Origin of the sequence: Gimesia panareensis, from assembly GCF_007748155.1 — a bacterium.
GTDB classification, from domain to species: domain Bacteria; phylum Planctomycetota; class Planctomycetia; order Planctomycetales; family Planctomycetaceae; genus Gimesia; species Gimesia panareensis.
This window is the reverse complement of the sequence record NZ_CP037421.1, coordinates 1,695,230-1,708,758: the sequence shown is the minus strand read 5'-3', so window position 1 is coordinate 1,708,758 and position 13,529 is coordinate 1,695,230. Positions and strand designations below refer to the sequence as shown.

General features: G+C 55.2%; 9 protein-coding genes. 7 read left to right on the top strand and 2 right to left on the bottom strand.

Annotation, left to right across the window (positions count from 1 at the left end; genetic code table 11):
- The first annotated feature begins 531 nt into the window (after nt 1-531).
- The 3 genes from Enr10x_RS06495 (at nt 532) to Enr10x_RS06485 (ending at nt 6,438) form a co-directional block, all read left to right on the top strand.
- Nucleotides 532-5,259, top strand: a complete 4,728-nt coding sequence (locus tag Enr10x_RS06495) for a PQQ-binding-like beta-propeller repeat protein (protein ID WP_145448484.1) — start codon at nt 532-534, stop codon at nt 5,257-5,259.
- An 84-nt stretch (nt 5,260-5,343) separates the two neighbouring features.
- On the top strand, nt 5,344-5,820 hold the full coding sequence (locus Enr10x_RS06490; RefSeq protein ID WP_145448483.1) for a hypothetical protein: 477 nt from the start codon (nt 5,344-5,346) through the stop codon (nt 5,818-5,820).
- A gap of 183 nt (nt 5,821-6,003) precedes the next feature.
- Complete coding sequence (locus Enr10x_RS06485) at nt 6,004-6,438, top strand: hypothetical protein (protein WP_145105186.1); 435 nt, start codon at nt 6,004-6,006, stop codon at nt 6,436-6,438.
- A 101-nt stretch (nt 6,439-6,539) separates the two neighbouring features.
- Here Enr10x_RS06485 and argJ read toward each other — a convergent pair whose 3' ends face one another.
- Complete coding sequence (gene argJ, locus Enr10x_RS06480; protein WP_145105183.1) at nt 6,540-7,727, bottom strand: bifunctional glutamate N-acetyltransferase/amino-acid acetyltransferase ArgJ; 1,188 nt, start codon at nt 7,725-7,727, stop codon at nt 6,540-6,542.
- A 40-nt stretch (nt 7,728-7,767) separates the two neighbouring features.
- Nucleotides 7,768-8,781 carry an N-acetyl-gamma-glutamyl-phosphate reductase gene (gene argC, locus Enr10x_RS06475; RefSeq protein WP_145105180.1) on the bottom strand — a complete coding sequence of 338 codons (1,014 nt, stop codon included), beginning with the start codon at nt 8,779-8,781 and terminating at the stop codon, nt 7,768-7,770.
- Between the two features lie 496 nt (nt 8,782-9,277).
- Here argC and Enr10x_RS06470 point away from each other — a divergent pair, with 496 nt between their 5' ends.
- From Enr10x_RS06470 to Enr10x_RS06455, 4 genes are all read left to right on the top strand, one after another.
- Nucleotides 9,278-10,501 carry a cupin domain-containing protein gene (locus Enr10x_RS06470; RefSeq protein WP_145448482.1) on the top strand — a complete coding sequence of 408 codons (1,224 nt, stop codon included), beginning with the start codon at nt 9,278-9,280 and terminating at the stop codon, nt 10,499-10,501.
- An 88-nt stretch (nt 10,502-10,589) separates the two neighbouring features.
- Entirely contained in the window at nt 10,590-11,642 is a 1,053-nt protein-coding gene (locus Enr10x_RS06465; protein ID WP_145105175.1) for a sugar phosphate isomerase/epimerase family protein, read from the top strand.
- 66 nt (nt 11,643-11,708) lie between these two features.
- Entirely contained in the window at nt 11,709-12,866 is a 1,158-nt protein-coding gene (locus tag Enr10x_RS06460) for a Gfo/Idh/MocA family protein (RefSeq protein ID WP_145105172.1), read from the top strand.
- Nucleotides 12,867-12,992: 126 nt separating this feature from the next.
- Entirely contained in the window at nt 12,993-13,472 is a 480-nt protein-coding gene (locus Enr10x_RS06455; protein ID WP_390620445.1) for a GreA/GreB family elongation factor, read from the top strand.
- The last annotated feature ends 57 nt before the right edge of the window (nt 13,473-13,529 follow it).

The window sequence follows — 13,529 nt, the reverse complement described above, 5'->3', positions numbered from 1 at the left end:
GGGGACGCCTGAAGCAGGTCCTGCAAGCGTTTTCAGCTTAAAACAAGCCTGAAACGCCACATTAACCCGGTCTGCCCGTAGACAAAATCAGCGGTTCCAGCCAACAGCGTCAGCTGGTTTCTCACCAGATCATTATAGTTGAAGCGTGCAAAAATAACTTCCCGCACACAAATCTGCAACCGAACACCCCCTCTATCTTGGTCGAAAGTCACAAGACAGCCTGATTTTCAGGAATTGACTGACAGGAATTGGCCGGCTGCACTGCCTGATCTGATCCCACAGCACCAGGAAGTATACATAACAACATGCCGCAACTTCAACCGGCCCAGCCTGGAATCAGTAAAATGCCTGGGAAATATCATGCACAGGCAGGCGAATCACCCAGTTTCCATATTGGCTCAACACAATCTGGCTGTAGAATAGATTTAGCGTGAAAATTAAAGCTGCCCCTGATCTTCCCGGAATTCCCTCCTGCGGTTTCCGGTCCTTGTCAGTGCGGCGGTCCCGCTCGTTATCTCAAAGGCTGTGTGCATGCATTTTATCCGTCTCAACCGGACAATCACTCTGACCGTTATAACCAGTCTCTGTCTGGTGATCGCTCCCGCGCTCCAGGCCGATGAAAAAGCAGACCAGCCCTTTCAGCCCAACAATCAAAAAGAGGCCAAACCTCAGCCTCCGCCTCTCAATCAGCTCAAGCAGATTCTCCAGGGACTGTTTGGCAAAGGGAAACCAGCCGCCAACCAACAGGCCGACAAAAACGGAAAAAAACGCACTCCGGACTATTATCGCTACCCGCAGGACCTGGAACAGGAACGCCGCTTCAAGAGTGTCAAACAGCTGATCCAGAGCCAGCAATGGGAAGCCGCACGCGAAAAACTGCAGCTGATGCTGGAAAACAGCCTGAACCTGCCCGTCCACATTCCCGGTGAACGGGGCCTGATTACAGACCGGGAACTGATCTACGAACTGCTGGAGCTCCTGCCAGAGGAACAACAGCAGAAATTCGATCGGCAATACACGGCCCTGGCGGAAAAACTGTTCAACGACGCACAACAGAATGACGCGTCCCCCGAGCAGTTCGCTGAAATTGCAACCCGCTTCGCCAGCACCCCTGCGGGAGCCCGGGCCATGAACTATCTGATTTCCTACCACATGGAGCGGAAAGAGTTCGGACTCGCGGAACAGTATGTAGCGCGGCTGTTGAAATATCAGCCGCCACTGACCCGCTCTCCCCAATGGAGAACCAAGGCCGCCTACATCCTCAAACAGACCGGCAACCAGGAACTGACCACTCAGCTGCTCAATTCATCCAGTGTTGCCATTGATCTCAATCAGCCGATTCAAATCGGAGGCGCCACGGAAAAACCGTTGACCTGGCTGGAAAAACAGCAGATTCTCGGCTCCACGGGCAACCAGCCGGTGGATGAGTGGCCCATGCTGTTTGGTTCTCCCAGCCATGCCGCCCGCGCCAGACAGGCAGATCCACTGCTGATTCCCCGCTGGTCTTATCCGCTGACGTCAAATCACTCCATTCAGGCACAACTCAACCTGATTCAGGAAGACCTGACCAGTGCCGATCAGGCCGCGATTCCCGCCCTGCCCCCCCTGGCCATTAATGGAAAAATCGTGTTTCGCACACTCAAGGGGGTCCAGGTCCTCGATGCAGAAACCGGAGCCCCGCTCTGGCAGTCGGCCCTGGAAAATTCCCCCGAAGAAGCCTTTATTAAAGCCCAGCTCAAAGGGCAGCAGATCCCCCAGGCGCGGGGCCTGTTTGATCCCACTCCGCAAACACGCTCCTTTTCTGTTTATAACGGCTCCGATCCAGACTCACATGCTCTGACCAGCCTGATGTACCGCAATGCCAACTGGGGCAGCCAGAGCAGTGACGGCGAGCACCTGTTTATCCTGGAAAGCATGCGGCTCAACCTGAGTGCCAGCGGCACCTCGCGCAACCTGAATCGCTTCCGCCGTCGCAGAGGGGATTATGAAGAAGACTTCTGGTCGTCCAATCAGCTGGTAGCCTATGACCTGAAAACAGGCCAGCCCAGGTGGAAAGTGGGGGGCACCAGGTTCGATGAGCCATTCGATCTGCCCCTGGCCGGCACTTTCTTCTTTGGCGCTCCCACCCCTTCCGGCAACGAGCTGTATATTATCGGGGAACGCGATCGCGAAATCCGCGTCTATGCACTCGACCCGGAAACCGGTGCAGAACGCTGGTCGCAACAGATCGGCAATCCCGAGCAGGACATCGCCCTCGATATGGTCCGCCGCTGGTGGATCGCCCCCGTGGCCGTCGACCAGGGCATCCTGATCTGCCCCACAACCATCGGACTGCTCACGGCCATCGGCCAACTGAATCATTCCATTCTCTGGTCGGCCCGCTACACCACGTCTGATTCCGATGAAAACGGCCAGCACTTCAATCGGATCAACCAGACCTCATTCGAGCCCCTCAATCAGCGCTGGACTCCCTCGGCTCCGATTATTATCGAAAATAAAGTCGTCTACACGCCTCCCGACGAAGAAGCGCTCATCTGCCTCGATTTGATCACCGGCATCCCGCTCTGGACCAAACGCGCCAAGGAAGCCATGCTCTACATGGCCGGGGTCGCCGACGGCAAGATTCTGATGGTCGGGTTGAATGGCGTCACCGCGATTTCGCTCAAAACCGGTAAAAACTCCTGGCAGACCACATTTGACAAGAGCGCAGGAACGCCTTCGGGCCAGGCCGTCATCGCCGATCAGCACCTGCACGTCCCCCTGCAGAGCGGCCAGGTCTGGACTTTCGATGTCGCGTCAGGCAAAGTCATCAACAAACTGTTCAACGCGAATGCCAGCCAGCCCCTGGGGAATCTGGTCATTCATCGCGGCCAGTTTCTTTCACTCAGCACCCGGGGCCTGGTCAGCTACGAACAGAAACAGACATTCGAAAACCAGATTGAAAAAATCAAACAGCAGAACCCGACCAGCCCGCTGGCCCTGTATAAGGAATCCGAACTGCTGATGATGAGCCGCCGTTACACCCAGGCTTATTCCCAACTGCAGCAGATCGACCGCGGACAACTTCCCGCGGAATATCACGATAAATATCACCAGTTACTCGTCCACTGCCTGACGGAACTGATCCGTTCCGATTTTCAGCAACACGATGATCTGGTCACGGAACTGCAACAGAAAGTAAGCTCCGACAGCGAACGCCTGGAACTGCAACGACTGCTGATCGAGCGGGCCCGCGCCCGACATGAATTTCCCCGCGCACTGACACTGTTGCAGGAACTGGGGCAGGCCCCCGCTGACACCTTCTTCCAGGCCCAGAATACGGAAACACAAATAGACTGCTGGATCGCCGGTCAGGCAGAAGATCTCTGGAAACAGGCCCGTCCCACAGAGCGTGAGCAGTTCGCACAGCATTTAAGTCAACGGTCTGCACAGCTCCTGAATGCATCCTCTCAGGAGCAGGCACGTTTCCTGCGTCAGTTCGGCTTCCACTCGTCTACGATTCCCATTCTGCGACAGCTGATTGACCACAGTCTGCAATCGGACGAGTTCTATGAAGCGGAGCTCTGGCTTTCCCGACTGATCCGACAGCAACAGCCTGAACTGTCTGCAGAAGGACTGGCAGGCATGATTCAGCTCTGCGTGAAACATCAACTGTTCGCGGACGCGAAATATTATCTGGAACAGCTGGCCGCCTGCGATCCCCAGCTCACTCTGTCCGACAATCAGACTGTGGAACAGGTCATGACTTCGACACTGAAACGCCTCCGCGAACATTCAGAACAGCACCCGCAGCCCGGCTGGCGTCCGGAAAAGCTGAAACTGATTGTCGGCGGGTCGGGTCGCTACTATACCAGCCGCGAGCAGACGCTCGACACATCTGACTCAAACCTGCCCTACTTCCACGCCCATAGCCTGACTGTCGATCCCCGCGAGAACCGGCTGGCCGTCACGGAAACTCACAGTAATCACCTGATCTGGTCGACGCCCCTGCGCTCCATCAGTCAGTCCCGCTCATCCAGTTTTAATGAAAGCGAACTGGTGGGTCACAACCTGATTCTGCAGCATCGGGACATGCTTCACCTGTTTGACCTCGTCGATCACAAACTGATCTGGAGTCAGAAGCTGGAACGGGAGCAAAGCAATCGTTACCCGAACATGTTTAACAGGACCCCAGCTCCGCTGGGAACGGAATCGTCACTGATTCATCGACACCACCCCTCGCTGGCCATTCGCAATGTGGGTATGATTGCTGCCGCCAACGCAGAATACACCTGCTTCTACAGCCGACGTAAAATCATTCTGGTCGACACCCGCACCGGCCAGATTCGCTGGACGCATGAAAACGTGGAGCAGGATACCAGGGTCCTGGGTGATGACCGCCACATCTATATCGTGTCTCGCAATCGTGAACCTCGGAAAATCCTCCGCGTCAGCGATGGCCGCCAGATCGAACCGGACGAAAACGTCCAACTGTTGGACCATGCCATCTACCAGGGAGATTCTTCGTTTGTCGGAATCACATCCCCTAATGACCCCAAACGCCCCGGACAGACCGCAGGCCAGACATCCGTCTTCGCCTTCCAGCCCGGTTCTAAAGACCTGATCTGGAATCTTGATTTCCCCCGAGACTCCCGGTTTGGCATCTCCAGTCAGCACTTCCTCTCTGTACTCAATCCCGGAGGAGAATTGAAGATTGTTGACCTGAGAACCGGTCGTGTCCAGACAATGGAAACCATCCCCCGTGCGGAGCTGGACAATCACAAAGATTTCTATGTCGTCGTTAACGACACGCACCTGTACTGCGTCGGTCATTCCCAGGCACGCAACACCATTTCGGTCAGCGTGCCTTCGGTCCCCGTCAATGGCATGCTGGCTGTCTATCTGCGTCAGACCGGAAAACGAATCTGGAAGCAGGATTTCGAGAAAAAGCACCTGGTGCTCGACGACCAGAACCTGCTGCCGATAATCCTGCTGGTCTCCCGCGATTATTTACGGACCGGAAATCGCTCCACCAGCATTATTCACCTCGAGGCCCTGGATAAACAGACCGGCAAAAATCTGCTCAACTGGAAAGCCCCCATGGATTCCAACATCCGGAATATCAGAGTGGACTACCGGCAGAAAATGATGGAACTCCTGACATACAGCGCCCGCATCCTCCTCTACGATGCCAGCGAACTGGCCCTGAACCACAAGACCGCCCCCGACGCACCTGGTCAGCCTGAACAGGCCACGAAACCGAATCAGGAAAAGAAATAGAAAATCTACTTGCGAAACAAAACTCATAAAAATACAATGATGTAGTTTCACACCTGTTGTCTTTCACCCTGATTGAGAACGACCATGTATCGCTTCTTCATCCTGATTCTGACTGGCTGCCTGGCTTTGCCTGCCGTCCCGGTCTCAGGTTGCGAATGCGGACAAAAACAGACATCAAAGTCCGATTCCTGCTGCTGTTGCAGCAAATCAGCCACCGACTCTCAAGCTCCTCAGCCCAAGTCCTGCTGCTGCAAAACTTCTAAACCAGTCCAGCAACAGGAGAAAACGTCTTCCGAGCAAACGTCTCAGCAGAAACAGTTCCAGTGCGAAAAGACCGGCTGCCACTGTCAGCACACCTTCTCGCAGCCAGCCACCACGATTTCCGTCAAATCGGTTGAACTGGCGCAACAGCTCCGCTGCAACTGGGACCTGATTGATCTCACAGCGCCTCTCAGCCCGGCAACGCGCCCGGCTGCTTCCGACTCTCGCGAGCCGAATTCCACCGAACTCCCCTGCTCTGCAGAGGAGCATTGCGCGCATTTCTGCCTCTGGTTGATCTAAATCCGCTTTGACAACCGGATCAACCTGCTCCGTTCCCTGCAAATCATCTTCTTGATTCTGGTGATCTGCGCTCCCGACTGGCCCCACGCCCTTCTTTGGGAATTCTGAACGGACACCGCTTTCAGATACGTTTTACTCAACTTTGGAAACCCAAAACTGTTTTTTACCCTTAAGGAGAAAACCATGCGTCAAGTATTTTCAATCGCCGCCGTACTGGCTGTCGTCGCTTTTGCAGGTCAGGCATTCGCCGCTGATGCCAAAGCTGTCTGCCCCGTCGCCGGCAAACCAGCTAACCCCAAATGCACCGCAGACTACAAAGGGACCACCATCTCTCTGTGCTGTGGTAACTGCAAGAAAGCATTCGAAGCGAACCCCAAAAAGTTCGCTGCCAAAGCCAACCTGCAGCTGGTCGCCACCGGTAAAGCCAAGCAGGTCAAATGCCCCTTCGCTGGCAAACCTGTCAATCCAGCTCAGTCTGTAAAAGTTGCTGGTACCGAAGTCAAATTCTGCTGCGGCGGATGCAAAGGCAAAGCTGCTAAAGCTTCCGGCGATGAGCAGATCAAACTGATCTTCAACGACAAAGCTTTCGAAAAAGGCTTCAAGGTTACTGAAAAGTAATCTGACCGACCGCGTTTTCACTTGGCATGCATCTGCGGGCCAGCGTGCTGAGTTTTAGAACGGAGAGTGGGAGTTTCCAGCCGGAAATTCCCACTCTTTTTTTATGTCGTATACTCGGAATTGAGACGCACATATTCCTGCGTCAGATCGCTGGTCCAGAATACGATCGACTCCGAACCGAACGGCAGTTGCAGCTGAATCGAAACATCCCGGTTATCACGGATCGAGGCGGAAACAGCTTCTTCATCAAATTCAGCCGGCATCCCTTTCTCATAGATCAGCGTCCCGTTGAGATGCAGCACGATATCCGCTTCGGTCAGCTTCACACTCGTCCGCCCTGTCGCGGAAACAATCCGCCCCCAGTTAGGATCTGAACCCGCAATCGCCGTTTTGACCAGGGCATCGTTGGCGATCGTCCGCGCAATCTCTTTCGCTTCCGCCTGTGTACTCGCCCCGGAAACTTCGATGGTAATGAAATGATCGGCCCCTTCGGCATCCCGAATGATCGCCTGCCCCAGTTCCATCGCCACTTCCATGATCGCCGCCTGCAGCTGTACCAGGTCGTCCGCCGAAAGCGGATCTGCTTCGGATGCCCCATTGGCCAGCAGGATCACCGTGTCACTGGTACTCGTATGCCCTTCGACCGAGACACAGTTGAAACTAAAATCGACGGCTTCCCGCAGCAGCGCATCGGCCTGGCTCGCACTCAGGGGCGCATCGGTCATGATCACCGACAGCATCGTCGCCATGTTGGGAGCAATCATCGCAGCCCCCTTCGCGACACCACTCACCCGCACACTGGTGCCATCAACTGTTAATTCGCGCATCGCCTGCTTCGGCACGGTATCGGTCGTCATCATGCCCCGGGCCGCGTTCAGAAAGGAACTGGCATCAGCGCCCAGTTGCCCAATCACCGCGGGAATCCCCTGTTCGATCGGAGTCCGGGGCAGAAAATGACCAATAATCCCCGTCGAGCAGACCAGCACTTCTTCGTTTTCGAATCCCAGCCCCTGGGCGACCTCGCTGGTCATCCAGCGTGCATCTTCGATCCCGCGCTCGCCGGTACAGGCATTCGCATTGCCCGAGTTGATAATCACCGCCCGCACCGAATCCCCGGGCACGCGTTCGCGCGAGACTTTCACCGGGGCACCGCAGACCTGGTTCTTGGTAAAGACACCCGCGCCCACACAGGGCTCATCGGAAACAAACAGCGACAAATCAAAAGTGGATTTGTTTTCCTTAATCCCGCAAGCCAGGCCGGCAGAGCGGAAACCCCTGGGTAATATCATGTCAGCAGTCAACTGCGTCTCCTCAGCTGGAAAGAATGGTTCAGACAATCAGGCCGGTCGTCTCTGGATAGCCGGCCATCAGATTGAAATTCTGCACGGCCACACCGGCCGCCCCCTTGATCAGGTTATCGGTCGCCGAAAATACAATCAGCTGGTTACCGGCAGACTGCAGCGAAATATCACAGTAGTTGGTTCCCGCAACATCCTTAGTCGTGGGCACCCGATCGATGATCCGCACAAACGGCTTGCCTTCGTAATAGGACCGGTAAACGTCTTTCAGATGATCGAGGCTCGTATCTTCTTTCAAACGTGGATACATGGTCGCCAGGATTCCCCGGTTCATGGGAGTCAGGTGCGGCGTGAAGGTGACTTTCACATCTGCGCCGCCGACCGTTGTCAGGATTTCTTCAATTTCCGGTGTATGACGGTGTGTGCCCACCCCGTAAGCGGTGATGCTCTCATTACATTCCGGATACAGGGTTCCCAGCTTGGGCTTCCGACCGGCACCACTCACACCACTTTTCGCATCAATAATGATTCCCGTCGGTTCAACCAGGGAATTCGCCAGCAGCGGGGCCAGCCCCAGAATCGCAGTGCTGGTGTAACAGCCGGGATTCGCAATCAGATCCGCACCGGGAATCTTCTCCGCCCAGAGTTCGGGCAAACCATAAACCGTGCTTCCCAGACGGGTCGGATCGATGTGCACATGATGATACCATTGTTCGTAGACTGCAGGATCACTCAATCGATAGTCGGCACTCAAATCCACGACTCGGCAACCATCGGCCAGCAGATCCGGAATCACTTCCATACTGGCCACGTGCGGCAGGGCACAAAAGACAAAGTCAGCCCGTTCTGCAATTTCTGCCGGTGACAGATTTTCACAACGCAAATCCAGGCGGCCCTCCAGACAGTGATGGATCTCACTGATATGGGGTGCCTCTTCTGAACGCGTCGTCAGCGCAACAATCTCGACTTCCGGGTTGCGCAGCAGAATCTTGATCAACTCCAGAGCCGCATACCCTGTGGCTCCCATAATGGCTACTTTGGTCATTGTTCCCCGTTCCAGGTCTGTTCTCAAATACCGTTCAGATCAGGTTGCGCCCGCTGAACAAAATCAAAACGTACATTCTAAGCCGCAATATGGGGACGACAAGGTTTCACGCCCCGAGGATCGCCTGCTTTCTCCAGATTTTGCAGGAGGACAACCTTCACACGGTGCAGAATCCAACAATACGCCCCCTGCTGCTGATCAGGCAGGATCTCTCAGTCGTCCTGATTTATAATGAATGTTTAGAATTATCAAAGTCAACTCATTCACATCAATTGCCTCCGATTCTTTCAAATTAAGCAGCAAAATTAATTCCGGTTCCTTTTCAAAAAGTGCCTGAAACATCACAATAAATTGATCGATTCCGGTAGCTTCTACCGACGACAATTCAATTCGCTGGCGCTCGGCGTTCCTTTCTCACATGACCAGGACGGTAGGTCTTCGTCAGGGGTCGCGCCGAATCGCATGCTGGCTCAACACGGATTAAGAATAGAATAGAATGTCTAACGTTGCCAAACTAGCCGCCGATGCGCTGACGGAAGGTGGTGGGATTTTTCGACTGTCTCCTACCTGGGTTCCCCGTTCGTTTCTGCAGCCTGGTCGTCGCCTCAAGCTGCATCCCAACGACTATTATGCCCTGGGAACACACCGTGGCGGTATCGATGAACGCTGGTTTGGTTCTACAACGGTCGCTACCAATGAAGGCGCACCGGATGACGAAGGCCTCAGCTACTGCGTCTTCGGCGGAGAAAAATTCACACTCAAAGATGCCATCAGCGAACTTGGCGCCGAAATCATAGGCGACGCCATCTGGGGCAAGTACAACCGCTGGCCCGTTTACTCTAAATTCTTCGACAACATGGGCCCGATTCCGCATCACATGCACCAGAATACGGAACAGGCCGCCAAAGTCGGCCAGGAAGGCAAGCCCGAATCCTACTATTTTCCTCCCCAGATGAACGCCATCGGGAACAATTTCCCCTACACGTTCATGGGTCTGGAGCCCGGCACCACCAAACAGGACGTTATCGACTGCCTGGATCGCTGGAACGACGGCGACAACGGCATTCTCGACCTCTCTAAAGCCTACCGCCTCAAACCCGGTACCGGCTGGCTGATTCCCCCCTGCGTCCTGCACGCTCCGGGAAGTCTGGTCACCTACGAACCACAGTGGGGCAGTGACGTCTTCGGGATGTATCAGTCAATGGTCGAAGGTCGGGCCGTACACCGCTCCCTCTTGACCAAAGACTTCCCCGAAGACAAGCACGACGACAACGCTTACCTCGTCGAAGCCCTCGACTGGGAAGCCAACGTCGATCCGAACTTCAAAGCCAATAACTACCTCGAGCCGATCAACATAGGCGATACCGCCGCCGATGGTTATGTTGATCTCTGGATCGTCTACGGGAAAGTCAACGGCGAACAGCTCTTCACCGCTAAGGAACTGACCGTCGATCCGGGTGCCAGACTCACCCTCAAAGACAGCGGCGCTTACAGCTGGATCACTGTTCAGGGCAAAGGCAAAATCGGTAATCTGAGACTGCAGACGCCCGCCATGATCCGCTTCGGCGAAATGACGGAAGACGAAGTCTTCGTCACAGAAAAAACTGCGCAGGAAGGCATCACCATCGAAAACACCGGCAGTGAACCTCTGGTTTCACTCCGTTACTTCGGCCCCGGTGCCTGCCCTGACGCACCCAACGTCGGCGACTATTGCAAATAATTCGAACCAACACACTCAACTGCCCGAACTCTCGGGCTGTTTTTTTTATTTCGATCTCACGCATCCTGCAGACATGAAGGACCCTCTCATGAGTGATAACGCAGCCAACACCTTCCCCAAACTTCATAACGCCTCCTGGCCGGGTGTCGTCGGAAAAGGCCCTGATTCTGAGCCCCCCATCGATCTGGATACCATGCTCGACCTGACCGCTGCCGCGGAAGTCGATGGCGTCAAGTTCGACGGAACCGACCTCTTCCTCTTCGATCCGCATGTCAGCATCGATTCCACCGACGACGACCTCAAGCAGCTGGCCGAAAAAGTCCAGTCCCGTAACCTCGTCATCGGCTCCGTCGTCGCCCCCGTCTGGCCCCCTACCGGCGGTGGATCTGCCATGGGCAGCGAAGAAGAACGCAGCCAGTTCCTGGAACAGGTCCGCAAAGGCTGCGGCATCGCCAAAAAGCTGCGGGAAATCGGCGTGCGTCCCTACGGCGTCGTCCGGATCGACTCCGCTGCCGGCCCTGGTGACTGGGTCGCCGACCCCGAAGGCAACCAGGCCAAAATCGCAGAAACCTTCAAACAGGCTGCCGACATTGCCACCGATCACGGCGAACGCCTCGCTGCGGAAGGCGAAATCTGCTGGGGCGGGATGCACAGCTGGAAACGCATGGTACAGCTCCTGGAAATGGTCGACCGCCCCGATGTCGTCGGCTTCCAGGCAGACATGTCCCACACCCTGCTTTACCTGATGGGCTACAACGCCCCCGAAGACCGGCTGCTCCCCGAAGACTTCGACTGGAACGACGAAGCCACCTTCGATGCCGCCTACAAAACCCTCACCGATGCCCTGCGGCCCTGGACCATCGACTTCCACGTCGCCCAGAACGACGGCACCGTGCACGGCACCGGCTCGCACGACAAAACCGGGCGGCACTGTCTGCCCAACGATCCCAACGGCAAGCTCGACATCACCAAACGGGCCGGATACTGGCTGCGTGATGAGAACGGCAACGTCACCAAAAAGTTCGAGCACATCTGCTGGGACGGCTGCATGTTTGCTAATGATGTCATGATGGATCCACAAACCTGGAACGACATTCTGGCAGCTATGATCAGCGTCAGAAACGCCCACGGATGGTCCTGATTTCGCTCCGCTGATCCCTTTTTTAAACCTGCATTTTCTATTTAATAACGACAAGGAGTCACACCAATGACCAAACCAGTACGCGTCGGCCTCATCGGCTACGGATTCATGGGACGTACCCACTCCAACGCTTATCGCCAGGTCAGTAAGTTTTTCGATATCGAACATACCCCCGTCCTTCAGGCCTGCTGTGCCCGCAGCGAAGACAAAATCAAAGACTTCGCCGACAACTGGGGCTGGGAGTCCTACGAAACCGACTGGCGCAAGCTCATCGAACGGGACGACATCGACCTGATCGATATCACCACCCCTAATAACTCGCACCACGACATCGCCATCGCGGCTGCCGAAGCCGGCAAAATGGTCCTCTGCGAAAAACCGCTGGCGATGAATGTCGCCGAAGCAGTCGCCATGACCGAAGCCATCGAAAAGGCCGGCGTCGCCAACATGGTCTGGTTCAACTATCGTCGTGTGCCTTCGATCACCCTGGCCAAACAGCTGGTCGATGAAGACCGCATTGGTCGTCCCTTCCACTACCGGGCTCAGTACCTCCAGGACTGGACCATCGCCGAAGACGTCCCCCAGGGCGGTGCCACCCTCTGGCGCCTGGATGCCAAAGTCGCCGGTAGCGGCGTAACCGGCGACCTGCTGGCCCACTCCATCGACTCGGCCATCTGGCTCAACGGTCCGATCACTTCGGTCTCCGCGGCCACCGAGACCTTCATCAAGGAACGCGTGCACCAGGAAACCGGCGAAAAGACCAAGGTCGAAATCGACGACGCCTGCATGTTCCTCGCCCGCTTTGCCAACGGCTCCATGGGTACCTTCGAAAGCTCACGCTACGCCCGCGGACGCAAGAACTTCAACACGTTCGAACTCAACGGCGAAGCCGGCTCGGTCTACTTCGACCTCGAAGATCCACAGATCCTGCAGTTCTTCGAATACGCCAACCCCACCACCGGCAAAAAGGTCGAAGACCACCTGACCGGCTGGCGGCGGATTCACGTCACCAACTTCGAACATCCTTACATGGATAAATGGTGGGTGCCCGGCTGTACCATCGGTTACGAGCACACCTTCACCAATGCCCTGGCTGATTTCTTCCAGGGGCTCGATACCGGCAAACCGACCCAGCCCGACTTCCGTGCTGCCCTGGAAACGCAGAAAGTCTGCGACGCGGTCCTGCAAAGTGCAAAAGAAAAGCAATGGGTCGAAATAGCATAGCATTGCAGGCAGGTTTTCTGCTATAATGCTTTCACAATCAGAATTTACAAAAACGGGTGGCACTCCGCGTCGCCCGTTTTTGTTATACGTAGAACCAGAAAAGACGTTAGAAAATTGGGAGTCAAAATAGTGGACCGTCATCCAATCTCACAAGAAGGATATGAGAAACTGCGTGAAGAGATCCGTCATCTCGAAAACGAAGTCCTGCCTGATATCGCACAAAAAATCGCAGATGCACGCGCTGAAGGTGACTTGAAAGAAAACGCAGAATACCATGCCCAGCGAGAAGCACAGGGGATGGCTAATTTAAAAATCAGCAAGTTGAAAAACAAACTCGCTGGCTGCTATATCGCTGATAAATCGACCATGCCCAAAGGTGAGGTCACCTACGGCTCCATCGTGACCGTAAAAAATCTCGACGACGGGCTCGAAGAAAAGTACGAATTCGTCGGCCCCGGTGAAGAGGACTACATGGGCGAAATCATGAAAATCCTGACCTCCAGCCCGCTGGCTCAAGGCCTGCTGACTAAAAAAGTTGGAGAGCAGGTTGAAGTCGATGTTCCTTCTGGCAAGCTCCGCTTTGAAATCCTGGAAATTGAAGACTGATCTGAACAACGCACTAAACACAAAAAAAGCGACGTGAGCTCAGTTCACGTCGCTTTT

Coding starts and splice junctions, on each gene's coding strand:
- Enr10x_RS06465 (WP_145105175.1), top strand. CDS start 10,590: ATGAGTGATAACGCAGCCAACACCTTCCCCAAACTTCATAACGCCTCC.
- Enr10x_RS06470 (WP_145448482.1), top strand. CDS start 9,278: ATGTCTAACGTTGCCAAACTAGCCGCCGATGCGCTGACGGAAGGTGGT.
- Enr10x_RS06460 (WP_145105172.1), top strand. CDS start 11,709: ATGACCAAACCAGTACGCGTCGGCCTCATCGGCTACGGATTCATGGGA.
- Enr10x_RS06485 (WP_145105186.1), top strand. CDS start 6,004: ATGCGTCAAGTATTTTCAATCGCCGCCGTACTGGCTGTCGTCGCTTTT.
- argJ (WP_145105183.1), bottom strand. CDS start 7,727: ATGATATTACCCAGGGGTTTCCGCTCTGCCGGCCTGGCTTGCGGGATT.
- Enr10x_RS06490 (WP_145448483.1), top strand. CDS start 5,344: ATGTATCGCTTCTTCATCCTGATTCTGACTGGCTGCCTGGCTTTGCCT.
- Enr10x_RS06495 (WP_145448484.1), top strand. CDS start 532: ATGCATTTTATCCGTCTCAACCGGACAATCACTCTGACCGTTATAACC.
- argC (WP_145105180.1), bottom strand. CDS start 8,781: ATGACCAAAGTAGCCATTATGGGAGCCACAGGGTATGCGGCTCTGGAG.